This is a genomic window from Solimonas marina (genome assembly GCF_012241385.1).
Taxonomy (GTDB): Bacteria; Pseudomonadota; Gammaproteobacteria; order Nevskiales; family Nevskiaceae; genus Solimonas; species Solimonas marina.
Genome location: NZ_JAAVXB010000020.1, coordinates 1 through 21,929, shown reverse-complemented (window position 1 = coordinate 21,929; position 21,929 = coordinate 1). Strand labels below are relative to the sequence as shown.

Sequence of the window (21,929 nt, the reverse complement as noted above, 5' to 3'; positions counted from 1 at the left end):
CGTTTTTCTTGCTGCGTGTTTTGTCGCGCAGCGCCTCAGGCCTCAGCCAGCAATGCCTCGCCGACCTGACGGCGTGTGGCGTGGTCGCTGAGCTTTTCGATCAGCTCCAGGCCGAAGGCGATCGCGGTAGCCGGACCCTGGCTGGTCAGGCAATGCCCGTCGGCGACCACCGGCTGATCGACCCAGTGCAGCAGTGCGTCGCGAAACGCCGGGTAGCAGGTGGCCTGTTTGCCGTCGAGCAGGCCGTGCGGCGCCAGCGCCAGCGCCGGCGCGGCGCAGATGCCGCCGAACCAACGATGCGCCAGGCGTTGTGCCTTGAGCTTCTCGATCAGCGGCGCGTGCGCGCCCAGTGCGCGGGCGCCGGCTTCGCCGCCCGGCAGGACGATGGCGTCGTAGTCGTCGGCGATCACGTCCTCGAACAGGGTGTCGGCGAGCAGGCGTACGTCGCGGGTGCCGCTGACTTCACGTTGGGTGCCGATCGCCGCCACTGTCACCGCAAGCCCGCCGCGGCGCAGCACATTGGCCATCGTCACGGTTTCCAGCGATTCCGAGCCATCGGCAATCGGGATCAATACTTTCATGTCGTTCTCCTCCGGCGTGACCGGGATGGTTCGCCGTGGTCAGCATAGCGGGCGTAAACTGCCGCGCTCAAATTCGCCCGCGCAACACCGCGATGCGTGCCCGCGGGTGACCGGCGACCGTTTTCAAGGACTGCAACACATGGCAATCGGCCTGTTCGTCATCGGCGACGAGATACTCAGCGGCAAGCGTCAGGACCGACACCTGGCCAAGGTACAGGCCCTGTTGCAGGCGCGCGGCCTGGAGCTGGGCTGGGCGCAGTTTGTCGGTGATGACGAACAGCGTATTGCCGAGGCAATCGCCGCGGCGCATGCGCGCGGCGACGTCGTGCTGTCGTGCGGCGGCATCGGCGCCACGCCCGATGACCGGACGCGGCAGGCGGCCGGCCTGGCGTTCGGACGGCCGGTGACCCGTCATCCGCAAGCCGAGCGCCTGATCGTCGAGCGTTACGGCGACGCGTCGTTTCCGAACCGCGTGCTGATGGCGGACTTTCCGCAGGACGCGGGGCTGATTCCGAATCCGGTCAATCAGGTTGCCGGTTTCTTCGTCGAGCAGTGCTACTTCGTGCCCGGCTTTCCGGAGATGGCGTGGCCGATGCTGGAATGGGTGCTCGACGCGCAGCTCGCACACCTGCATCGCGCCGATCCGGACGTTGAATACCGGCTGCGTGCGGTCGGCACCAGCGGCGAGGGCGACCTGCTCGGGTTGATGGAGGAAACGCTGGCACAGCATCCCGGCCTGAAGCTGTCGAGCCTGCCGTCGCGCGGTGACGGTGAGCGGACGCGTCACATCGAATTCGGCTTCAAGGGGCGACCGCAGCAGGCCGCCGAGGCCTATCGTCAGTTCATTACGGGCCTTGCCGCGTTCGCCGACGTGACGATCGAGCCGATCGCCGCGCCGCCGGAATGAATGGTGGCAAGCGCCGGGCGAACGGGTCGCGACGCGGTGCCGCTTTGCCTCAAAATTCGCTCCATCACTTGCCACCGGCTCGTCCCGACGCCCGATGATGGAGCTTGAAGTCGTTCTGCTCGACAGCCTGATCGCCGCGATCAGCGGCGGCCTGGCGGTGGCCGGCTTCGTCTGGATCTGGCCGTGGTCGTGGGCGCGCTCTAGCCGCAGGCTCGCCGGTTGCGGCCTGTTGCTGCTCGTGGCTTTGATGGCGCTTGGTGGTGCGGTCGGCTGGCCGCGCATCGGCCTGTATGCCGGACTGCCGTTGACGGTGTTGCTGACGGCCATCTTGTTGCGCGAGAGCCTGCGCCGTCGTCGCACGCAGGGCGAGCACGCCGACGACAAGCTGCGCGAGGAGCTGATGTTGCGCGAGGATAGCGAGCAGCGCTTGCGCAAGGCCTTGTCGCAATACCGCCGCACGGCTGCCGACTTCGAGCAGTTCGCATACGCGGCGTCTCATGACCTGCAGTCGCCGCTGCACAACGTCCAAGGGTTCGCGCGCCTGCTCGAGCAGCGTTGTGCGTCGCTGGACGATCCGCAAATCCAGCTCTTCGTGCGGCAGATCGTCGACGGCGTGACGCAGACCCAGACGCTGGTCGAGGCACTGCTACAGCTGTCGCGCATCGGCCGGCGCGACGCGCACTTTCAGACACGTTCGCTGGGCTTGGCATTCGCGCAGGCGTGTGAGCGCTTGGCCGGCGAGATCGCTGCCAGCGATGCGCAGATCGTCGAGCCGCCGTGGCCGCAGATCGAGGCTGATCATGCGCTGCTCAGCCAGTTGTTCCAGAACCTGATCGGCAACGCCCTGAAATACCAGCCGCCCGGGCAGGTGCCGCGCCTGGAGATCAGCGCGCGCCGCGAGCGCGACGACTGGCATCTGGTCTTCACCGACAATGGCATCGGCATCGCCGCCGATCAGGTCGACCACATTTTTGCGCCGCTGCAGCGCCTGCACAGCCAGGCGCAGTTCAGTGGCTCGGGCATGGGCCTGGCGATCTGCCGCAAGATCGCGAGTTTTCACGACGGCGAGATCTGGGCCGAGCCGCACGAGGGCGGCGCGCAGATTCACGTGCTCCTGCCGCGCCGCGCCCGCCCGCAGGGCCGTGCAAGCGCCTGAAAGCCCTCGAAGAAAGACTGGACCGGGGCGGCCCGTCTATTGAGAATACGCGCCGCATCCCCATAGGGGTTGCATCGACGTGCCCGAATTTGCGCTAGAGATCCCGATGCCTATTTACGATTACCACTGCACCGCTTGCGGTGCCGACAGCGAAATCCTGCAGAAAATTTCGGACCCGCCGGAGACCGAGTGCCCGGTTTGCGGCAAGTCGGCGCTGGTCAAGCAGGTGTCCGCGTCGGGTTTCCGCCTCAGTGGCGGCGGCTGGTACGAGACCGACTTCAAGTCCGGCAACAAGAAGAATCTGGCGGGCGAGAGCGCTTCGACGGCGTCAACGACATCGAGCGAGAAGAAGTCCGACAGCTCGTCGAGCAGCAGCGCCGGCGGCGACAGCAAGCCGGCCGGCGGCAGCTCCAAGGGCGAAGCCGCGGCCTGAGCCCGCGGCGGGCGTGGCCGGCGCCGCGGCGCACGGTTAAACTACGCGGCTCGTCGCGGGGCTTCGGCCACCGCCTTCACCGACCCGGAAACCGTGCAAGCGGGTTCCTTTACGAATTCTCATCGATGCGTAGCCATTATTGCGGTCAGGTCACCGAGGCCTTGACCGGCCAGACCGTCACCGTTTGCGGTTGGGTTCATCGTCGCCGTGACCACGGCGGCGTGATCTTCATCGACCTTCGCGACCGCGAAGGCCTGTTGCAGTGCGTGTTCGACCCGGACACCCAGGACGCGTTCGCCGCGGCCGACAAGCTGCGCTCCGAATACGTCGTCAAGATCTCCGGCCGCGTGCGCCCGCGCCCGACCGGTACCGAGAACAACAATCTGACGACCGGCAAGATCGAGGTTCTGGCCAAGGACATCGAGCTGCTGAACAAGGCCGAGACGCCGCCGTTCCATCTCGACGACGAGACGGTCGGCGAAGACACGCGCCTGAAGTACCGCTACATCGACCTGCGCCGCCCGCAGATGCAGAAGAACCTGCGCCTGCGCAACGACGTGTTCAAGCGCATTCGCGACTTCATGGACGCGCAGGGCTTCGTCGACGTCGAGACGCCGATCCTGACCAAGGCGACGCCGGAAGGCGCGCGCGACTACGTGGTGCCGTCGCGGACGCATCCCGGCAAGTTCTTCGCGCTGCCGCAGTCGCCACAGCTGTTCAAGCAGCTGCTGATGATGTCCGGCCTCGACCGCTATTACCAGATCGCGCGCTGCTTCCGCGACGAGGACTTGCGTGCCGACCGCCAGCCGGAATTCACGCAGCTCGACGTCGAAACCTCGTTCATGACGCAGGACGAGATCATGGCCTTGATCGAGGCGCTGGTGAAGGATTTGTTCACCAAGGTGCTCGACGTCGATCTCGGCACGTTGCCGCACATGAGTTACGAAGAGGCGATGCGCCGCTACGGTTCGGACAAGCCGGATCTGCGCAACCCGCTCGAACTGGTCGACGTCAAGGACCTGGTCGCCGATGTCGACTTCAAGGTCTTCGCCGCGCCGGCCAACGATCCGAAGTGCCGCGTCACGGCGCTGCGCGTGCCGGGCGGCGCCAGGCTGTCGCGTGGCGAGATCGATAAGTACACCGAGTTCGTCAAGGTCTACGGCGCGCGCGGTCTCGCGTACATCGTCGTCGACGACAAGGACAAGGGCCGTGAGGGTCTGCGCTCGCCGATCGTCAAGAACCTGCACGACGCGGCGCTCGACGGCGTGATCGCGCGTACCGGCGCGCAGACCGGCGACGTGATCTTCTTCGGTGCCGACAAGGCCAAGGTGGTCAGCGACGCGCTCGGCGCGCTGCGCCTGAAGATCGGCAACGACCTCAAGCTGACCGCCGAAGGCTGGCGCGCGCTGTGGGTCGTCGACTGGCCGATGTTCGAGTGGGACGAAGATGCGAGCCGCTGGGTGTCGCTGCACCATCCGTTCACGGCGCCGAAGCCGTTCGACGCCGAGGCGCTGCGCGCCGATCCGGGCGCGACGCTGTCGCAGGGCTATGACATCGTCCTCAACGGTGTCGAAGTCGGCGGCGGCTCGGTGCGTATTCATCGCCCGGACGTGCAGCAGGCGGTATTCGATCTGCTCGGCATCGGTGCCGAAGAGCAGCAGGACAAGTTCGGCTTCCTGCTCGATGCGCTGTCGTTCGGCGCGCCGCCGCACGGCGGCCTGGCGCTGGGCCTCGATCGTCTGGTGATGCTGATGGCCGGCGCGCAGTCGATTCGTGAAGTGATTGCGTTCCCGAAGACGCAGACCGCGCACGACCCGCTGACCGCCGCGCCAAGCGAAATCGACGCGCGCCAGATGCGCGAGCTGAGCATTCGCTCGACGGTGCAGCCGAAACCGGCAAGCTGATAGCGACGGCCGGTGCCTAGGGCGCCGGCCGATTTCGAGCCGGATCCGCGCAGGCGCGCGCGGGCCGGCGATGGTGGTCCTGGGCAAGACGCCCGGAGGTGAACGATGGCTGCAGCACTGAAGCTCGACGAATTCAACCTGCTCGACGACGGCGAGTGCGACGCGCGCATCATCGCCGCCAAGAACATCCTCGGCGATCGTCTCTGTATCCTCGGCCACCACTACCAGCGCAATGAAGTCTTCAAGCACGCCGATTTCACCGGCGACTCGCTGAAGCTCTCGCAGCTGGCGGCGAAGACGCAGGCCGATTTCATCGTGTTCTGCGGTGTGCACTTCATGGCCGAAGTCGCCGACATCCTGACCTTCGGCAAGCGCACGGTGATCCTGCCGGACCTCGCGGCTGGCTGCTCGATGGCCGACATGGCGAATCTGGTCAAGGTCCGCAAGTGCTGGGCCGAGCTGTCCGAGGTGCTGAACCCGGACGAGACGGTCACGCCGGTCACCTACATCAATTCCGCGGCCGACCTGAAGGGTTTCTGTGGCGAGCACGGCGGCATCGTCTGCACGTCGAGCAATGCGCGCGCGGTGCTGGAATGGTCGTTTGCGCGCCGCGAGAAGGTGCTGTTCTTCCCGGACCAGCATCTGGGCCGCAACACCGCCAAGACCATGGGCATCGGCCTCGACGAAATGGTGGTCTGGGACTTCACCAAGCCGCTGGGCGGCAACACGCCCGAGCAGATCCGCGCGGCCAAGATGATTCTCTGGCGCGGCTTCTGCTCGGTGCATCAGATGTTTCAGCCGACGCACATCGAGAACTTCCGCAAGCGCGTGCCGAGCGGCAAGGTCATCAGCCATCCCGAGAACGCGCTGGCGGTCTGCGAGAACAGCGACGAAGTCGGCTCGACCGAATACATCCTGCGCACCGTGCGCGCGTCGCAGCCGGGCGAGCACTGGCTGGTCGGCACCGAACTGAACCTCGTCAACCGCCTCGCCGACGAAATGAAGGACAAGGGCGTGACGGTCGAGTTCATGTCGCCGACGGTGTGCATGTGCTCGACCATGTTCCGCACCGACCCGCAGCATCTGGCGTGGACGCTCGACAACATCGTCGCCGGCAACACCGTCAACCGCATCCAGGTGCCGGAGACGGTCGCCGCACCGGCGCGCGCGGCGCTGGACTTGATGCTGGAAGTGGTCGACTAAAGGCTTCGCGGTCGAGTCTTGACGGGTGGCCGTAGGCCGCCGGCGCGAGGCGTGTGCCCAAGCGTGCGTTTGAATGCCTGGGAAAAAGCGCTTTGTGAGTCGTAGCCGATCGCGGAGGCGACGGCCATGACGGTCTGGCCCTCGCTGAGCTTGCGCTGCGCCAGTGCCATGCGCCAGCGCGTCAGATACTCGAGTGGCGGGTAACCGACGCGGGCGCTGAAACGTTGCGCGAAGGCCGAGCGCGACATGCCGATCTCAGTCGCCAGCAGCGGCACGGTCCAGCGACGTGCGACGTCGCTGTGCATGAGCTTGAGGGCCTTGCCGATGCGGGCGTCTGCCAGCGCCGAGATCCAGCCGATGCGCGTTGCCGGTCGCGACGCCACGAAAGCACGGACGGCCGCGACGACGAGAATTTCCGCTAGTCGCTCGACGATCAGTGAGCTGCCGATTGCTGTATTGCTTACTTCCCCACGCAAGGCGCGCAGGGCCCATGCGACCGTCTCGACGGCGTCGACGCGCAGAAACATCGGCAGTGCATCAAGCACGAAGGCGGCGCTGCCGTCGGCAAATGCGCTGCCGCCGCCCATCAGGGCCACCTCGTCGCCAGCGCCGAGGCGCACCATGTCCTGACCGGGCCCGGCATAAAGCGGCATGCCGTCCATGGCTTCGATCGCCGGATCGCTGGCGACCGTATAGCGCGTGTCATTGATGAGCACGACGTCGCCCTCGACGAGAGCCTCTGGCGCCTGTCCCGGAAGCAGCAGCCAGCAACGGCCGCGAAGCACGGCCACGAATTTCAGTCGGGCTCGGCCATCGAACGCGAGCGCCCAGGGGCCGGACGCCTCCAGGCCTGTCGCGCGAACACTTCGCGCACCCAGCGCAGCGAGGACGTCCGATACGGGATCGAGTACGGGATCGAGCCCATTTTCGGCGGATTGCGATAAAGACATGGCGATTCAAGCATAGATAGTCCAGGCCTGAATGAATAGGCTGGCAGTCCACTCGAAAGCACGGAGTCTTTGTCGTGGCCCTCGAAAACAAGGTTGTTGCCATCACCGGCGCGGGGCGTGGCATCGGGCGGGCCTGCGCCCTGCATCTCGCCGAACGTGGCGCGCAGCTGGTGCTGGCGGCGCGCAGCGAAGCGGAGCTTGCAGCGGTTGCCGAACAGATCGACGCGGGTGGTGGCCAGGCCGTCTATCGAGCGGTCGACGTCACCGTTCGTGCAGATCTGGACGCTCTGGTCGCGCTGGCCTGCGAGCGTTTCGGGCGACTCGATGTCTTCGTCAACAACGCCGGCATCGGGCCGCTGGGCCGCTTCGACGCGCTGCAGGTCGATCAGTGGGACGCCATGATCGATGTCAATCTGCGTGGCGCGCTCTACGGAATCGCGGCCGCGCTACCGGTGTTCGGCCGCCAGCGCAGCGGTCACATCGTCAACGTGATTTCGACGGCCGGCATCAAGATCTTGCCGACCATGGGCGTTTATGCCGCAACCAAGAACGCCTTGCGAACCGCGACCGAAGCCTTGCGCCAGGAGTCGGGCGCTGGACTGCGAGTCACGGAAGTCTCTCCGGGGTTCATCGGGACCACCTTCGGCGACGACAGCATCGCCGATCCGGAGCTGAAAGCTTCGCTGCTGAAGCGCAAGCAAGCGATCGCGATTTCGCCGGACGCCATCGCGCGGGCGGTCGCTTTCGCCATCGACCAACCCGATGATGTCGAGGTCGGCAGCATCGTGGTGCGCCCGACTGCTCAGGATTGACGGGCGTCGTAGCTCCCGAGCGTCCGGATCAGGCTAAGCCTCGGTCTTGCCTGCTGTCTTTTTGCGGCGTGCCCCCGGGCTGCCCGCCGCTTTTTTCCTGGAGCTTGTCGCCTTCTTCGCGGTAGCCTTTTTCGCTGCTTTTTTGACGGCGGCTTTCTTGGCTGCCTTTTTCTTCGCCGGCGCCGCGGCCGGGGCGGGCGCCGGCTCGAAGATCGCGTCGCCGTCCTCGTCGTCGGCACCGTCCTGGGCATCCATTACGCGACGGATGTGCTCGCTGTCTTCGAGCAGCTCGAACTGATCGGAGATCAGTTCGCCGACCTGCTGGTTGACGCGGCGGATGGTCTCGTAGATCGCGCCGATCGTGCGCTGCTGCTTGGCCTTGAGGCGCAGCTTGTCGTCATCGAGCAGCCCTGATTTTTCGAGCATGTCGAACGGCAGGCCGGCGATGTGCTGGTGGATCGCCTCGACCGAGGTCGTGCCCCGGTCGATGGCCTGCTGGACGATATCCTTGAACAGTTCGAGTCGCTGCAGGGATTTCATGGTGGCGGAACGTCAGGCTTGTGAGAGCGCCGGGTTGGCACGCCGTGACGGTAACGCATGACGGAACACCTTGCCCAGCACCGTGCCGTATTGCCGCCAGAAGCTCGCGGTGTTGTAGGCGATGCCGTACTTGGCGCAGATCGCCTGCACCTTGGGCGCGATCTCGGCGTAGCGATGCGCCGGCATGTCCGGAAACAAATGGTGTTCGATCTGGTGGCTGAGGTGGCCGCTGAGGATATGGAACGCGCGTCCGCCCTCGATGTTGGCCGAGCCGCAGATCTGCCGGAAATACCAGTCGCCGCGTGTTTCGTCCTGGGTTTCGGCTTCGCTGAACACCGCGGTGCCTTCCGGGAAATGGCCGCAGAAGATGATCGCGTAGGACCACAGGTTGCGAATCAGGTTGGCCAGGAAGTTGGCGGCGAGCACGCGCGGCGCGTTCCAGAACGTCAGCAGCGGGAACAGCACGTAGTCCTTCATCAGCTGGCGGCGGATCTTGCGATGGAAGGGTTTGGAGCGCTGCTTGAATTCCTTCCAGCTCATCTGCCCGTTGAGCAGGCGCTCGGCGCCGATGTCGTGGCCGCCGACACCCCATTGGAAAGCGGCCGCGAGAATGCCGTTCCAGATCGGTTGAAACAGAAAGAACGGATGCCATTTCTGCTCGTCGGACATGCGCAGGATCGTGTAGCCGAAGTCGCGGTCCTTGCCGAGGATGTTGGTGTAGGTGTGATGCTCGTAGTTGTGGAAGTGACGCCACATGCCGGCGTCGCAGACGTTGTCCCACTCGTAGGTCTGCGAGTTCAGCGCCGGGTCGTTGGTCCAGTCGTACTGGCCATGCATGACGTTGTGGCCGACTTCCATGTTCTCGACGATCTTGGCGTGCGCCAACGCCGCCACGCCGACCAGGAAGGTCAGCGGGTCGAAGCCGAGGCCGATCATCGCACGGCCGGCGATGGCGCTGCCGCGCGCGCGGCGGATCATGCGGCGGATATGGGCGACGTCGCTGGCACCGAGCGACTGCATCACCTCGTCGCGCACCGCGTCGAGGTCGGCCTGCAGGGAAGCGATGTCGCTGCGGCTCAGCTGCGGTCGGGTCATCGTCTTGCTTGAGGTCTTGCTCATGATCGTGGTCTCCGTCAGAGGTCCAGCTCGATTTCGCTCTGTGCGCTGCTGACGCACAGGCGTATCCATTCGTTCGGCTCGCTCGAGCGCTCGCCGGTCACCAGGTTTTGCACCGTGCCGCTGCGCTTCTTGCACAAACAGGTGCGGCAGACACCGATGCGGCAGCCGTAGGCGGGCTTGAGGCCGGCGCGTTCGGCGGCCGGCAACAAGGCTTCGCCGGATTCGGCGGCGAACAGGCGTTCACTGCGCGAGCAGCGCACCTCGGCGGCGTCGCCGCTGCCGATGACGGTCGGTGCCAGGCCGAAGCGTTCGAGGCGCAGCCGCTCCGTGGCACCGGATGCCTGCCAGTGTGCTTCGACGTCGGCCATGAACGCTGCCGGGCCACAAAGCCAGGTGTCGCGTTCGATGTGGTCCGGCACCGTCGCCAGCAGCTCGGCGAGGGCGGGGCGGCCGCGGTCGGCGGTATGCCAGGCGACGAAGCGCAGGCCCGGCCAGCCGCTGGCCAGCGCGGCCAGTTCGCTGGCGAAAATCTGATCGTCGGCGTCGCGGCAGACGTGCAACAGCACGACATCGCCGGCGCCGCGGGCGCGCAGCGCGTAAAGCAGGGCGCGCATTGGGGTGATGCCGCTGCCGGCGCTGAGCAAGAGCACCGGTCCGTGGTTCTGCGGCAGGACGAAATCGCCCTGTGCCGGGCTCAGCGTGACGACATCGCCGCAGTGCAGATGGTCGTGCAGCCAGTTCGACACGCGGCCCTGCGGCTGGCGCTTGACGGTGATCGACAGCAGCCGGCGATCGGCCGGATCCGACGACAGGCTGTAGACGCGCTGATGGCGGACGCCGTCGATCTCGACGGTGATCGTCACGTGCTGGCCGGCAACAAAGCCGGTCCACAGGCGGTTGGGGCGCAGCACCAGACGCACGGTGTCGGCGGTCTGCGGCTCGCGCGCCACGAGTTCGGCGCGGACCTCGGTCAGCGACCAGCGCGGGTTGAGACTGCCGAGCAGATCGTTGATCGCGTCGGCATCGTTGAACGGATGCAGCCAGGCGCTGCGCAGGGCGCGGTCGCGGAGACGGATCGGAAGTGCCGTTGTCATGTCGAACTCAGTGAACGGGTGTGCACATATCGTGTGCAGTGCAACATCGTTTGTCAACACTTGTTCACTGAAACAGTGATGAATGGTATTATTAATTCATCAAGTCACTGTCTTGATTGCTGTTATAGTGTGTACATGAGCATGAAGAAAACGCTGAGGGCGGCGACAGCCGGCGATCTGCCGGGTGGTGCGCGCGGTGCGCGCAAGCAGCTCACGCGTGAACGCCTGCTCGATGCCGCGCTGACGCTGATGAGCGCCGGCAACAGCTTTCCGGGCTTGAGCCTGCGCGAGGTAACGCGGGAGGCCGGTGTGGTGCCGACGGCGTTCTATCGTCATTTCCGCGATATGGACGAGCTGGGGCTGGCGCTGGTCGAGGAATGTGGCCTGACCTTGCGGCGCCTGTTGCGCGAGGTGCGCAAGGCCGGCGTGCCCACCACCGACATCATTCGTCATTCGGTGGCGATCTACTGGCAGTACGTGCGTGCGCATCCCCGTCACTTCCGCACCGCGGCCAGCGAGCGTCACGGCGGTTCGCCGACCATGCGTCAGGCGATCCGTACCGAGGTCGAGCATTTCGTGCGTGAAATGGCGCAGGACCTGCGCATGCTCGGCTACCGCGCCGATCTGCCGAGCAGTGCGCTGGAAATGATCTGCACGCTGGTCGTCAACACCATGCTCAACGCCGCCAGCGACATTCTCGATTTGCCGCCCGACCAACCGCAGCTGGCGCGCGAGATGGAGGCGTCGTTCGTTGCGCAGATTCGGCTGATCTTTCTCGGCGCCGCGCAGTGGCGGGCGGACGGCGGCGGGGCGGTCTGAGCGTAGCCGCGGCGGGCGCCGCCCACCAGTGCTAGCGCGTCGCTGGGGGTGAACCCCCAAGCGCTTGGGGCTCGGGTAGAATATGCCCCCTTCATTTCACCCACCGCCTTCCAGGGACCCCCGCTCATGTTCGAACGCGCTCCGCGTCTTGCCGACTTCGATCCGGAACTCCATGCCGCCATGCAGCAGGAGGCCGGCCGCCAGGAGGCGCACATCGAGCTGATCGCGTCCGAGAACTACGCGAGCCCGGCGGTGATGGAAGCCCAGGGCAGCGTGCTGACCAACAAGTACGCCGAGGGGTATCCGGGCAAGCGCTATTACGGCGGCTGCGAATTCGTCGACATCGCCGAGCAGCTGGCGATCGACCGCGTCAAGCAGCTGTTCGGCGCCGACTACGCCAATGTGCAGCCGCATTCCGGCGCGCAGGCCAATGCCGCGATCTTCCTCGCGCTGGTCTCGCCGGGCGACACGGTGATGGGCATGAACCTCGCACAGGGTGGCCATCTGACGCACGGCAACCCGGCCAACTTCTCGGGCAAGCAGTACAAGATCGTGCCCTACGGTCTCGACACCGACACCGGCCTGATCAACTACGACGAGATGGAGCGCATCGCGCTCGAAACCAAGCCGAAGCTGCTGATCGGCGGGTTCTCGGCGTATTCGCGCGTCAAGGACTGGAAGCGCATGCGCGAGATCGCCGACAAGGTCGGCGCGTACTTCTGGGTGGACATGGCGCACGTCGCCGGCTTGGTCGCCGCCGGCGAATACCCGAGCCCGCTGCCGTACGCGCACGTCGTCACCAGCACCACGCACAAGACCCTGCGCGGGCCGCGCGGCGGCATCATCCTGACCAAGGGTCAGTCCGAGGACTTCAACAAGAAGTTCCAGTCGGCGGTGTTCCCGGGCATTCAGGGCGGTCCGCTGATGCACGTGATCGCCGGCAAGGCGGTGGCGTTCAAGGAAGCGCTGGACCCGAGCTTCAAGGTCTACCAGCAGCAGGTTGTCGCCAATGCACGGGCCATGGCCAAGGTTCTGCTCGAGCGCGGCTACAAGGTCGTTTCCGGCGGCACCGACAATCACCTGTTCCTGCTCGACCTGATCGCCAAGAACGTGACGGGCAAGGAAGCCGAGGCAGCGCTCGGCCAGGCGCACATCACCGTCAACAAGAATTCGGTGCCGAACGATCCGAAGTCGCCGTTCGTGACCTCGGGCCTGCGTCTCGGCTCGCCGGCATCGACCACGCGCGGCTTCAAGGAAGCGGAAATGGCGCAGGTCGCCGGCTGGATCGCTGACATCGTCGACGCGATGAGCGCCGGCGCCGACGTCGAGGCGACCATCACTCGCGTGCGCGGTGAAGTGGCGGCGCTGTGCGCACGCTTCCCGGTTTACGGCACGCCGGCGCGCGCCGCCGCCTGATCGCCGTCCAGGTCGAACGACGTGCAGTGCCCGTTCTGCAAGGCTCCCGATACGCGCGTCGTCGACTCGCGTCTGGCCGAGGACGGCACGCAGGTTCGCCGCCGCCGCGAATGCGAGAAATGCGGCGGTCGCTACACGACCTTCGAGCGCGCGCAGCTGGCGATGCCGAACATCCTCAAGCGCAGCGGCGACCCGGAGCCGTTTCGCGAGGAGAAGCTGCGCGACGGCATCGGTCACGCGATCTACAAGCGTCCAGTGTCGCCGGAGATGGTCGATCACGCGGTCGACCGCGTGATGCGCAAGCTGCGCAACTCGGGCGAGCGCGAGGTGCCGTCGCGGCAGCTCGGCGAGTGGGTGATGGAGGAACTGCGCGACCTCGATCACGTTGCCTACGTGCGCTTCGCGTCGATCTATCGCGCCTTCGAGGACGTCAACGCGTTCCGCGAGGAAATCGAACGCCTGCAGTCGCAGCCATCGGCCGAGGAACGCAAATCGCAGTTGCCGCTGCTCGAAGCCGAATCGACGACGCGACGTCGCGGCAAGAACGCCTGAGCCGGTTGCGCCCGTGACGACGCCGATCGACGCCGCGCGGCACATGGCGCGAGCCCTGCAGCTCGCCGAGCGTGGTCGCTATACGACGCATCCGAATCCGCGAGTCGGCTGCGTGATCGTCGCCGGTGGCGAGGTGGTCGGCGAGGGCGCGCACCTGCGTGCCGGCGAGCCGCATGCCGAAGTCCATGCACTGCGCGACGCTGGCGCGCGCGCGCGCGGCGCCGAGGTCTACGTGACACTCGAACCGTGCTCGCATCATGGCCGTACGCCGCCGTGCGCCGATGCGCTGATCGCCGCCGGCGTCGCCAAGGTTGTGGTCGCCATGCGCGATCCGAATCCGCAGGTCGCGGGCCGCGGTATCGAGACATTGCGGGCTGCCGGCGTCGCGGTCGAAACCGGCTTGATGGAAGCGGCCGCACAGGCGCTCAACCGCGGCTTCGTGTCGCGCATGACGCGCGGCCGGCCGTGGCTGACGCTGAAGCTGGCGGCCAGCCTCGATGGCCGTACGGCGATGGCCAGCGGCGAAAGCCAGTGGATCACCAGCGCCGAGGCGCGTGCCGACGTCCATCGTCTGCGCGCGGCCTGTGGCGCGGTGATGACCGGCAGCGCGACGGTGCTGGCCGACGATCCGCAGTTGTCGGTGCGCGATCTGCCGATGTCGGTGCGCCAGCCCGATCGCATCGTTCTCGATACGAACGCGCGCGTGCCGCCGACGGCGCGCGTCTGGCAGGGCGATGCGCGGCGCTACTGGCTGGTCGGCGATGTGCCCTCACGGTGCCCGGACGGCGTCGAGATCGTCGAACTGCCGCGCGGCGCCGATGGTCGCCTGGCGCTCGATGCGGCCCTGGCGGCGCTGGCCGCGCAGGGCGTCAATGAGGTCTTGCTCGAATGCGGCGCCGAGCTGGCCGGTGCGTTTCTGCTCGCCGATGCGGTCGACGAAATCGTCGCGTATCTGGCGCCGTCGCTGCTCGGAGATGCCGCGCGGCCGTTTGCGCGCCTGCCGGGCCTCGATCAACTGGCGCAGCGCATTGCGCTGCACTACACCGATGTGCGTCAGGTCGGACCCGATCTGCGCCTGAGCCTGCGGCCGCAGCGCCGCACTGCGGAGTGAGTCCTATGTTTACCGGCATCATCGAAACGCTGGGCCGCATCGTCACCATCGAAGCGGTCGGCGGCGATACGCGCATGGTCTTCGAGGCGCCCGGCCTGTTGGTTGGTGCGCAGCTCGGCGACAGCATCGCCGTCAATGGCGTGTGCCTGACCGCGATCACCCTGGACGGCGACTGCTTCGCCGCCGACCTGTCGGCAGAGACCCTGAACCTGACGACCGCCGGCCGCTGGCAGACTGGCGCCGCAGTCAACCTCGAACGTGCGCTGACGCCGTCCAAGCCGCTCGGTGGCCACATGGTGTCCGGCCATGTCGATGGCGTCGGCACGCTGGTCGAGCGGTTCGAGGATGCGCGTTCGACGCGCATGCGCTTCGAAGTGCCGGCGGCGCTGGCGCGCTACGTGGCGCGCAAGGGCTCGATCTGCATCGACGGCGTCAGCCTGACGGTCAATGACGTCGAGGCCGACCGGTTTGGCGTTAACATCATTCCTCACACGCTCACGCACACATCGTTGGGCGGGTTGCAGGTGGGGCAGGCGGTCAATCTTGAGGTCGACCTGATCGCCCGTTATCTGGAGCGGCTGCTCGAAGCCCGTGCGTAAGAGGTGATCGTATGAACAAGCTGGTGAATATCGACGAGGTGCGCTCGTCCAAGCTCGATCCGATCGAAGACATCATTGCCGACTTCAAGGCCGGCAAGATGGTCATCCTGATGGATGACGAGAATCGCGAGAACGAAGGCGACATCCTGATGGCGGCCGAGTTGATCCGCCCCGAGGACATCAACTTCATGGCGCGTTTCGGCCGCGGCCTGATTTGCCTGACGCTGACGCAGGAGCGCTGCCGCCAGCTGCGTCTGCCGCAGATGGTGTCGCGCAACGAAGAGAATCACAAAACCGCGTTCACGGTGTCGATCGAAGCGGCTGAGGGCGTGACCACCGGCATTTCCGCGCACGACCGCGCACGCACCGTGCAGGCGGCGGTGAAAAAGGACGCGCGTCCCGAGGACGTGGTCCAGCCGGGGCACATCTTTCCGTTGATGGCGCAGCCCGGTGGCGTGTTGACGCGTGCCGGCCACACCGAAGCCGGTTGCGATCTGGCACGGCTTGCGGGCCTGGAGCCGGCGGCGGTGATCGTCGAAGTGTTGAACGAAGACGGCACCATGGCGCGCCGTCCGGACCTCGAAAAATTCGCGCGCGAGCACGGCATCAAGCTCGGCACCATCGCCGACCTGATCCGTTACCGGCTCGACAACGAGCACACGGTCGAGCGCGTCGCCGAAACGCATGTGGCGACCGAGGATTTCGGTGACTTCCGCCTCGTGACCTACCAGGACACGATCGACAACACCGTGCATCTGGCGATGGTCAAGGGCGCGATCGACGCCGCGACGCCGAGCCTGGTGCGCGTGCATTTGCGCAACACCTTGCAGGACGTGCTCGGTGTCCAGCACGACGACTTCGCCTGGCCGCTGCGCCGCGCGCTCAAGCGCATCGCCGACGAGGGCAGTGGCGTAGTGGTGCTGCTGCGCAAGCCGGAGTCGGCGCGCGAATTCGTGCAGCAGATCGTGTCCTTGAACATGGATGCCAGCGGCACGCACGACACGCGCCCGCTGCTGCGCACTTATGGCATCGGCGCGCAGATTCTTTCCGACCTGGGCGTGCGCAAGATGCGGGTATTGTCCGCGCCGAAGCGCATGCAGGGCATCTCCGGCTTCGGTCTCGAAGTCGTCGAATACGTGGCATGCGATTGATGAGTCAGACCCCCAGGAACGTGAAGAAAGTGGCAACGAAAAAGGCCCAGGCCACAAAGCCCGCGAAGCGCGCGGCAGCGAAGCCGGCGTCGGCCCCGGCCGACGCCAAGACCGGCTATGCGGCGCCCGATGCGCCGAAGCCGCGCGAGTTCGCCAAGGCCAGGATCGCGATCGTCGCGACCCGCTGGAACGTCGAGATCGTCGATGCACTGGTGGCTGGTGCGCGTGCCTGCCTGCTCGATTGGGGCGTGCACGACAAGCGTATTCATTTCCACCGCGCACCGGGCTCGTACGAGGTGCCGCTGGCGGCCAAGCTGCTGCTCGAATCCGGTTACGACGGCGTCGTTGCGCTCGGCGCGGTGATTCGCGGCGATACGCCGCACTTCGACTTCGTCGCCGGCGAATGCGCGCGCGGCCTGATCGACGTGCAGTTGGCGACCGGCAAGCCGGTTGGCTTCGGCGTGCTGACCGTCAACACCGTGGCGCAGGCGGTCGAGCGCGCCGGTCCGGGCGTCACCAACAAGGGCTACGAGGCCGCCGCCGCGATGCTGGAAATGCTGCGTCTGCGCAAGGAGCTGCAATGAGCGAACCGAACGCCCAAGGCGCCCCGCAGAGCCGTCGCGGCCTGGCACGCCGCGTGACCGTGCAGGCCGTCTACCAGTGGCTGATCAACGAGGGCACGCCGGAATCCCTGATGAAGCAGTTCCGCGAACAGGACGACGGTATCGGCCGTGCCGATCCGGCGTATTTCGAAGAGCTGCTCGGCGGCATCGTCGCGCACGCGCCGGAGCTGACGATGGCCATCGCACCGCATCTGGACCGGCCGCTGGCGCAGCTCGATCCGGTCGAGCACGCGATCCTGCTGCTTGGCGCCTATGAACTCGAACATCGCCGCGACGTGCCGTGGAAGGTGGCGGTCAACGAGTCGGTCAATCTGGCCAAGATGTTCGGCGCCGAGGACGGCTACAAGTTCGTCAACGGCGTGCTCGATCGCCTGGCGCATGCGATGCGCGCCGACGAGATGCGCGCCGGACTGTAACGCCGTCGCGGCGTCTGCCGGCATGGACGAGTTCGCGCTGATCCGGCGGCATTTCGCGGCCTTGACCGGCGCGCCGCGCGAGGTGGTGCTCGGCGTTGGCGACGACTGCGCCTTGCTGCAGCCGCCGCCCGGCGAGCAACTGGCGGTGACCAGCGACACGCTGATTGCCGGACGGCATTTTCCGGACCAAACCGCGCCGGCCGACATCGGCTGGAAGGCGCTGGCCGTCAATCTGTCCGATCTGGCGGCGATGGGTGCGCGACCGCTGGCGTTCACCCTGGCCCTGACCTTGCCGCAGGCCGACGACGCCTGGCTGGCGGCCTTCGCGCAGGGCCTGCGCGCCTGCGCCGAGCCGAGCGGGGCGGCGTTGATCGGTGGTGATACCACGCGCGGGCCGCTGTCGATCACGATCACCGCGATCGGTGCCCTGCCGCCCGGTGGGGCTTTGCTGCGCGCTGGCGCCGGCATCGGCGATCTGGTCTGCGTCACCGGCACGCTGGGCGACGCGGCGCTGGCGCTGCAGCAGTGGCAGGCCGGCCGCGTACCGGCCGACGACGCCGAGCACTGGCTGCGCGCGCGTCTCGATCGGCCGACGCCGCGCCATGCCGCGGGGCTGGCCCTGCGCGGTCTGGCGCGCGCCGCGATCGACGTGTCCGATGGCCTGCTCGGTGATCTCGGTCATATTTGCTCGGCGAGCGGTGCCGGCGCCGAACTCGATCTGTCGGCGCTGCCGATGTCGGAGGCGTTCCGGCGGCGGGCGCCGGCCGCGCAGCGAGCGGGTCTGCAGCTCACGGGCGGCGATGATTACGAGCTCTGCGTCTGTGTGCCGCCGGCGCGACTGGACGATGCACGCCGCGCCTGCGGCCCATTGCCGCTGACGCCGGTCGGCCGCATCGTCGCCGAAGCCGGCGTGCGCCTGCGCGATGCGCACGGTGCTATCGTCGAGGTTTCCAGCCACGCCTATCGGCATTTCTGAACGCGCACGCATGACGGCCAAGACCACACACCAGAAGACCGGCGCCCCGTTTCCGAGACCGCCGGCGGCGCTGATCTGGTCGACCCCCGAGCATGTGCTGGCCTTCGGTTTCGGCGCGGGCCTGGCGCCGCGCGCGCCCGGTACCTTCGGCACCCTGGTCGGCATTCCTTGCCTGCTGTTGCTGCTGTGGTTGCCGTGGCCGGCATTCGTCGCCGCGACCTTGGCGCTGTTCGTGTTCGGCTGCTTCATCTGCGGTGCCAGCGCGCGCCTGCTGGGCGTGCACGACTACGGCGGCATCGTCTTCGACGAGATCCTCGGCTATCTGATTGCCGCGGCGCCGCTGGTCTGGCTGCGGCCGGACGGCATCGGCGGCTGGATCGCCGGTATCGTGCTGGCGTTCGTGCTGTTTCGCATCTTCGATATCGCCAAGCCGTGGCCGATCCGGGTCTTCGATCGACGTGTGCACGGTGGTTTCGGCATCATGGTCGATGATGCGATTGCCGGCCTGTTCGCCGCTGCGCTGCTGTTCGGTCTGCGCCACTGGCCCCTGCCGTTCTGAACGCTTGCGAGCTCGCACGCCACGCGCGTCCGGTCGCCGATGTCATGTCCACTCGTCGATGTATTTGACGGATGTGCCAGTCGATCAAGGCGTTGCGGCACTGCGACATTGACGGTCACGTAATACAATACGGACCCTTTGATCCACACGAACCGCCAAGCCAGCCTTAAGGCTGCCAGGGAATGAAGAGCGCATGACTGTCGAACGCGATGTGATGGAATACGACGTTGTCGTCGTCGGAGCCGGCCCCGCCGGACTGTCCGCGGCGTGCCGTCTGAAGCAGAAGGCCGCCGAGGCCGGAACCGAAATCAACGTCTGCGTCGTCGAAAAGGGCTCCGAAGTCGGTGCCCATATCCTGTCCGGCGCGGTGTTCGAGCCGCGTGCGCTCGACGAGCTGTTCCCGGACTGGAAGGCAAAGGGCGCACCGCTGAACGTGCCGGTGGTCCGTGACGACATCTACTTCTTCACGAGCGAAACGGCGGCGGTCAAGACGCCGAACCTGTTCGTGCCGAAGACGATGCACAACGAAGGCAACTACATCATCTCGGCCGGCAATCTGTGCCGCTGGCTGGCCGCGCAGGCCGAAGAGCTGGGCGTCGAGATCTATCCGGGCTTCGCCGCGCAGGAAGCGATCGTCGACGAGCAGAACGTGGTGCGCGGCATCGTCGTCGGCGACCTCGGCATCAATCGCGAGGGCGAGCACAAGGACGATTACACGCCGGGCATGGAGCTGCGCGCCAAGTACACCCTGTTCGCCGAAGGCTGCCGCGGTCATCTGGGCAAGCGCCTGATCGCGCAGTACGACCTGGCCAGCGAGGCCGATCCGCAGCACTACGCGATCGGCGTCAAGGAAATCTGGGAAATTCCGGCCGACAAGCACGTGCCGGGCTTGGTCGTGCACGGTGCCGGTTGGCCGCTCAACAGCGAAAATCCGGGCGGCTCGTTCCTCTATCACTTCGAGAACAATCAGATCCTGGTCGGCCTGATCGTCGATCTGGCGTACAGCAATCCGTATCTGTCGCCGTTCGACGAGTTCCAGCGCTTCAAGCATCACCCGGTCATCAAGCAGTACCTCGACGGCGGCAAGCGCCTGGCCTACGGCGCGCGCGCCATCGTCAAGGGCGGCATCAACTCGCTGCCGAAACTGGTGTTCCCGGGCGGCGCGCTGGTCGGCGACGACGCCGGCATGCTCAACTTCGCCAAGATCAAGGGCAATCACACGGCGATGAAGTCCGGCATGCTGGCTGCCGAGGCGATCGCCGAGAAGCTCGCGGCCGGCAGCGAAGGCGGCGACGTACTCGACAACTATCCGGCGATGTTCAAGGACAGCTGGCTGTACGACGAGCTGTACCGCGCGCGCAACTTCGGTCCGGCGATGCACAAGTTCGGCACCCTGGTCGGTGCCGGGCTCAACTATATCGACCAGAACTGGTTCGGTGGCAAGGCGCCGTGGACGCTGCATGACCGCGTCCCCGACCACACGACGCTGAAGCTGGCAGCCGATTCGCAGAAGATCGACTACCCGAAGCCGGACGGCAAGCTGAGCTTCGACAAGCTCTCGTCGGTGTTCCTGTCGAGCACCAACCACGAGGAAGACCAGCCGGTCCATCTGCAGCTCAAGGACCCGTCGGTGCCGATCGCCAAGAACCTGCCGATGTACGACGAGCCGGCGCAGCGTTACTGCCCGGCCGGCGTCTATGAGGTGGTCGGCGACGGCGATGCCAAGCGCTTCCAGATCAATGCGCAGAACTGCGTACACTGCAAGACCTGCGACATCAAGGATCCGGCGCAGAACATCAACTGGGTCGCGCCGGAAGGCGGCGGCGGTCCGAACTACGCCAATATGTAAGGCGCAGCTGGTCCGCTTGCGGTAAGCGACAGCGCGGCGGGCCCCGCAGAATTCACGTTTTTCGAGTCTATGTAATCAGGAAAAAGAGCGAATGAAAGCCCTAGTGAGCGTCAAGCGCGTCGTGGACTACAACGTCCGCGTGCAGGTGAAGTCGGACGGTTCGGGTGTGGTGACCGACGGCGTCAAGCACTCGATGAATCCGTTCGACGAAATCGCGATGGAAGAAGCGGTGCGCCTGAAGGAGAAAGGCAAGGTCACCGAGATCGTCGCGGTGACGATCGGCGGCGCCAAGAACGAAGAAACGCTGCGCACGGCGCTGGCGTTCGGCGCGGATCGCGCGATCCACGTCAAGGAAGAAGGCGAAGTCCAGCCGCTGACCGCGGCCAAGGCGCTGGCGGCGGTGCTGAAGAAGGAAGACGCCAAGCTGTTCATCTGCGGCAAGCAGGCGATCGACGACGACGCCAACCAGACCGGCCAGATGGTCGCCGCGCTGCTCGACATCGCGCAGGCGACGTTCGCCTCGAAGGTCGAGATCGAAGGCGACAAGGCCAAGGTCACGCGTGAAGTCGACGCCGGCCTGGAAACGATCGAAGTCGATCTGCCGGCGGTGGTGACCACCGACCTGCGCCTCAACGAGCCGCGCTACCTGAAGCTGCCGGACATCATGAAGGCGAAGAAAAAGCCGATCGACGCGACCAGTTTCGGCGATCTCGGCGTGACGCCGGGTGCCGGCTTCAAGGTCACCAAGACCACGCCGCCGCCGACGCGCAGCAAGGGCGTGATGGTGAAGACCGTCGACGAACTCGTCAGTGCCCTGAAGGGCAAGGGCCTGCTCTAAAGCAGCGAGGATAGAGACAAGAACATGAGCAAGATTCTGATCATCGGCGAACTCGCCGACGGCAAGCTGAACCTGGGCGTATCGAAGGTCGTTGCGGCGGCCACCGGCATCGGCGGCGACATCGTCATCGCGCTGCTGGGCAAGGATGTCGGCGCGGCGGCCGAGACCGCCGCCAAGCTCGACGGCGTGAGCAAGGTGCTCAAGCTCGAGCGCGCCGAGAACGAACACGTGCTGGCGGCGACCTATGCGCCGCAGATCGCCGAGCTGGCCAAGGACTACACGCACGTGCTGTTCGCCGGCAACGCGTTCGGCAAGGACGTG

General features: G+C 66.3%; 24 protein-coding genes. 19 read left to right on the top strand and 5 right to left on the bottom strand.

Annotated features, from left to right (window positions below):
* Positions 1 to 35: 35 nt before the first annotated feature.
* Positions 36 to 581, bottom strand: a complete 546-nt coding sequence (locus tag G7Y82_RS20745; protein WP_168150049.1) for a DJ-1 family glyoxalase III — start codon at positions 579 to 581, stop codon at positions 36 to 38.
* Positions 582 to 720: 139 nt separating this feature from the next.
* Here G7Y82_RS20745 and G7Y82_RS20740 point away from each other — a divergent pair, with 139 nt between their 5' ends.
* From G7Y82_RS20740 to nadA, 5 genes are all read left to right on the top strand, one after another.
* Positions 721 to 1,488 (top strand): competence/damage-inducible protein A, encoded by a 768-nt coding sequence (locus G7Y82_RS20740; protein WP_168150048.1) that lies wholly within the window; start codon positions 721 to 723, stop codon positions 1,486 to 1,488.
* Positions 1,489 to 1,582: 94 nt separating this feature from the next.
* Positions 1,583 to 2,644, top strand: a complete 1,062-nt coding sequence (locus G7Y82_RS20735) for a sensor histidine kinase (RefSeq protein WP_168150047.1) — start codon at positions 1,583 to 1,585, stop codon at positions 2,642 to 2,644.
* Between the two features lie 106 nt (positions 2,645 to 2,750).
* A complete protein-coding gene (locus tag G7Y82_RS20730) occupies positions 2,751 to 3,077 on the top strand; it encodes an FmdB family zinc ribbon protein (protein ID WP_168150046.1) in 327 nt (108 codons plus the stop codon).
* 125 nt (positions 3,078 to 3,202) lie between these two features.
* The gene (gene aspS / locus G7Y82_RS20725) at positions 3,203 to 4,981 is read left to right on the top strand and encodes an aspartate--tRNA ligase (RefSeq protein ID WP_168150045.1); all 1,779 of its coding nucleotides are present in this window, start codon (positions 3,203 to 3,205) and stop codon (positions 4,979 to 4,981) included.
* 105 nt (positions 4,982 to 5,086) lie between these two features.
* On the top strand, positions 5,087 to 6,184 hold the full coding sequence (gene nadA / locus G7Y82_RS20720; RefSeq protein ID WP_168150044.1) for a quinolinate synthase NadA: 1,098 nt from the start codon (positions 5,087 to 5,089) through the stop codon (positions 6,182 to 6,184).
* On the opposite strand, the gene G7Y82_RS20715 is transcribed toward nadA, so the two are convergent.
* Entirely contained in the window at positions 6,181 to 7,134 is a 954-nt protein-coding gene (locus G7Y82_RS20715) for an AraC family transcriptional regulator (protein WP_168150043.1), read from the bottom strand. The genes nadA and G7Y82_RS20715 overlap by 4 nt on opposite strands.
* Before the next feature lie 74 nt (positions 7,135 to 7,208).
* Between G7Y82_RS20715 and G7Y82_RS20710 the strand changes: the two genes are divergently transcribed.
* On the top strand, positions 7,209 to 7,946 hold the full coding sequence (locus G7Y82_RS20710; RefSeq protein ID WP_168150042.1) for an SDR family oxidoreductase: 738 nt from the start codon (positions 7,209 to 7,211) through the stop codon (positions 7,944 to 7,946).
* 33 nt (positions 7,947 to 7,979) lie between these two features.
* Here G7Y82_RS20710 and G7Y82_RS20705 read toward each other — a convergent pair whose 3' ends face one another.
* The 3 genes from G7Y82_RS20705 to G7Y82_RS20695 are packed head-to-tail and all read right to left on the bottom strand — an operon-like array spanning position 7,980 to position 10,699.
* The gene (locus tag G7Y82_RS20705; protein WP_206370949.1) at positions 7,980 to 8,486 is read right to left on the bottom strand and encodes a hypothetical protein; all 507 of its coding nucleotides are present in this window, start codon (positions 8,484 to 8,486) and stop codon (positions 7,980 to 7,982) included.
* A 12-nt stretch (positions 8,487 to 8,498) separates the two neighbouring features.
* Positions 8,499 to 9,605, bottom strand: coding sequence for a fatty acid desaturase family protein (locus G7Y82_RS20700; protein WP_240954469.1), 1,107 nt, complete (start codon positions 9,603 to 9,605; stop codon positions 8,499 to 8,501).
* Between the two features lie 14 nt (positions 9,606 to 9,619).
* Positions 9,620 to 10,699 carry a ferredoxin reductase gene (locus tag G7Y82_RS20695; protein WP_168150041.1) on the bottom strand — a complete coding sequence of 360 codons (1,080 nt, stop codon included), beginning with the start codon at positions 10,697 to 10,699 and terminating at the stop codon, positions 9,620 to 9,622.
* 135 nt (positions 10,700 to 10,834) lie between these two features.
* Here G7Y82_RS20695 and fabR point away from each other — a divergent pair, with 135 nt between their 5' ends.
* From fabR to G7Y82_RS20630, 13 genes are all read left to right on the top strand, one after another.
* Entirely contained in the window at positions 10,835 to 11,518 is a 684-nt protein-coding gene (fabR, locus tag G7Y82_RS20690) for an HTH-type transcriptional repressor FabR (protein ID WP_240954468.1), read from the top strand.
* 126 nt (positions 11,519 to 11,644) lie between these two features.
* Positions 11,645 to 12,934 carry a serine hydroxymethyltransferase gene (gene glyA, locus G7Y82_RS20685; RefSeq protein ID WP_168150040.1) on the top strand — a complete coding sequence of 430 codons (1,290 nt, stop codon included), beginning with the start codon at positions 11,645 to 11,647 and terminating at the stop codon, positions 12,932 to 12,934.
* A gap of 21 nt (positions 12,935 to 12,955) precedes the next feature.
* A complete protein-coding gene (gene nrdR / locus G7Y82_RS20680) occupies positions 12,956 to 13,486 on the top strand; it encodes a transcriptional regulator NrdR (protein WP_168150039.1) in 531 nt (176 codons plus the stop codon).
* Positions 13,487 to 13,529: 43 nt separating this feature from the next.
* A complete protein-coding gene (gene ribD / locus G7Y82_RS20675) occupies positions 13,530 to 14,597 on the top strand; it encodes a bifunctional diaminohydroxyphosphoribosylaminopyrimidine deaminase/5-amino-6-(5-phosphoribosylamino)uracil reductase RibD (protein WP_168150054.1) in 1,068 nt (355 codons plus the stop codon).
* Between the two features lie 5 nt (positions 14,598 to 14,602).
* Positions 14,603 to 15,196, top strand: a complete 594-nt coding sequence (locus G7Y82_RS20670; RefSeq protein WP_168150038.1) for a riboflavin synthase — start codon at positions 14,603 to 14,605, stop codon at positions 15,194 to 15,196.
* A gap of 11 nt (positions 15,197 to 15,207) precedes the next feature.
* Positions 15,208 to 16,347 (top strand): bifunctional 3,4-dihydroxy-2-butanone-4-phosphate synthase/GTP cyclohydrolase II, encoded by a 1,140-nt coding sequence (ribBA, locus tag G7Y82_RS20665; RefSeq protein WP_168150037.1) that lies wholly within the window; start codon positions 15,208 to 15,210, stop codon positions 16,345 to 16,347.
* Between the two features lie 164 nt (positions 16,348 to 16,511).
* Entirely contained in the window at positions 16,512 to 16,931 is a 420-nt protein-coding gene (gene ribH / locus G7Y82_RS20660; RefSeq protein WP_366515709.1) for a 6,7-dimethyl-8-ribityllumazine synthase, read from the top strand.
* Complete coding sequence (gene nusB, locus G7Y82_RS20655) at positions 16,928 to 17,386, top strand: transcription antitermination factor NusB (protein ID WP_168150035.1); 459 nt, start codon at positions 16,928 to 16,930, stop codon at positions 17,384 to 17,386. Before ribH ends, nusB begins: the two co-directional genes overlap by 4 nt.
* A gap of 22 nt (positions 17,387 to 17,408) precedes the next feature.
* The gene (thiL, locus tag G7Y82_RS20650) at positions 17,409 to 18,362 is read left to right on the top strand and encodes a thiamine-phosphate kinase (RefSeq protein ID WP_168150034.1); all 954 of its coding nucleotides are present in this window, start codon (positions 17,409 to 17,411) and stop codon (positions 18,360 to 18,362) included.
* A gap of 10 nt (positions 18,363 to 18,372) precedes the next feature.
* A complete protein-coding gene (locus G7Y82_RS20645) occupies positions 18,373 to 18,921 on the top strand; it encodes a phosphatidylglycerophosphatase A family protein (RefSeq protein WP_168150033.1) in 549 nt (182 codons plus the stop codon).
* Positions 18,922 to 19,114: 193 nt separating this feature from the next.
* The gene (locus tag G7Y82_RS20640; RefSeq protein WP_168150032.1) at positions 19,115 to 20,770 is read left to right on the top strand and encodes an electron transfer flavoprotein-ubiquinone oxidoreductase; all 1,656 of its coding nucleotides are present in this window, start codon (positions 19,115 to 19,117) and stop codon (positions 20,768 to 20,770) included.
* 91 nt (positions 20,771 to 20,861) lie between these two features.
* On the top strand, positions 20,862 to 21,608 hold the full coding sequence (locus G7Y82_RS20635) for an electron transfer flavoprotein subunit beta/FixA family protein (protein ID WP_168150031.1): 747 nt from the start codon (positions 20,862 to 20,864) through the stop codon (positions 21,606 to 21,608).
* 24 nt (positions 21,609 to 21,632) lie between these two features.
* A partial coding sequence (locus G7Y82_RS20630; protein ID WP_494546255.1) for an adenine nucleotide alpha hydrolase family protein occupies positions 21,633 to 21,929 on the top strand: 297 nt, incomplete at its 3' end.

Bases quoted from the DNA above. Each gene is read 5' to 3' on its own strand.
- G7Y82_RS20745 (WP_168150049.1), bottom strand. From the start codon at position 581: ATGAAAGTATTGATCCCGATTGCCGATGGCTCGGAATCGCTGGAAACC.
- G7Y82_RS20740 (WP_168150048.1), top strand. From the start codon at position 721: ATGGCAATCGGCCTGTTCGTCATCGGCGACGAGATACTCAGCGGCAAG.
- G7Y82_RS20735 (WP_168150047.1), top strand. From the start codon at position 1,583: ATGATGGAGCTTGAAGTCGTTCTGCTCGACAGCCTGATCGCCGCGATC.
- G7Y82_RS20730 (WP_168150046.1), top strand. From the start codon at position 2,751: ATGCCTATTTACGATTACCACTGCACCGCTTGCGGTGCCGACAGCGAA.
- aspS (WP_168150045.1), top strand. From the start codon at position 3,203: ATGCGTAGCCATTATTGCGGTCAGGTCACCGAGGCCTTGACCGGCCAG.
- nadA (WP_168150044.1), top strand. From the start codon at position 5,087: ATGGCTGCAGCACTGAAGCTCGACGAATTCAACCTGCTCGACGACGGC.
- G7Y82_RS20715 (WP_168150043.1), bottom strand. From the start codon at position 7,134: ATGTCTTTATCGCAATCCGCCGAAAATGGGCTCGATCCCGTACTCGAT.
- G7Y82_RS20705 (WP_206370949.1), bottom strand. From the start codon at position 8,486: ATGAAATCCCTGCAGCGACTCGAACTGTTCAAGGATATCGTCCAGCAG.
- G7Y82_RS20700 (WP_240954469.1), bottom strand. From the start codon at position 9,605: ATGAGCAAGACCTCAAGCAAGACGATGACCCGACCGCAGCTGAGCCGC.
- G7Y82_RS20695 (WP_168150041.1), bottom strand. From the start codon at position 10,699: ATGACAACGGCACTTCCGATCCGTCTCCGCGACCGCGCCCTGCGCAGC.
- fabR (WP_240954468.1), top strand. From the start codon at position 10,835: ATGAGCATGAAGAAAACGCTGAGGGCGGCGACAGCCGGCGATCTGCCG.
- glyA (WP_168150040.1), top strand. From the start codon at position 11,645: ATGTTCGAACGCGCTCCGCGTCTTGCCGACTTCGATCCGGAACTCCAT.
- ribD (WP_168150054.1), top strand. From the start codon at position 13,530: ATGGCGCGAGCCCTGCAGCTCGCCGAGCGTGGTCGCTATACGACGCAT.
- G7Y82_RS20670 (WP_168150038.1), top strand. From the start codon at position 14,603: ATGTTTACCGGCATCATCGAAACGCTGGGCCGCATCGTCACCATCGAA.
- ribBA (WP_168150037.1), top strand. From the start codon at position 15,208: ATGAACAAGCTGGTGAATATCGACGAGGTGCGCTCGTCCAAGCTCGAT.
- nusB (WP_168150035.1), top strand. From the start codon at position 16,928: ATGAGCGAACCGAACGCCCAAGGCGCCCCGCAGAGCCGTCGCGGCCTG.
- thiL (WP_168150034.1), top strand. From the start codon at position 17,409: ATGGACGAGTTCGCGCTGATCCGGCGGCATTTCGCGGCCTTGACCGGC.
- G7Y82_RS20645 (WP_168150033.1), top strand. From the start codon at position 18,373: ATGACGGCCAAGACCACACACCAGAAGACCGGCGCCCCGTTTCCGAGA.
- G7Y82_RS20640 (WP_168150032.1), top strand. From the start codon at position 19,115: ATGACTGTCGAACGCGATGTGATGGAATACGACGTTGTCGTCGTCGGA.
- G7Y82_RS20635 (WP_168150031.1), top strand. From the start codon at position 20,862: ATGAAAGCCCTAGTGAGCGTCAAGCGCGTCGTGGACTACAACGTCCGC.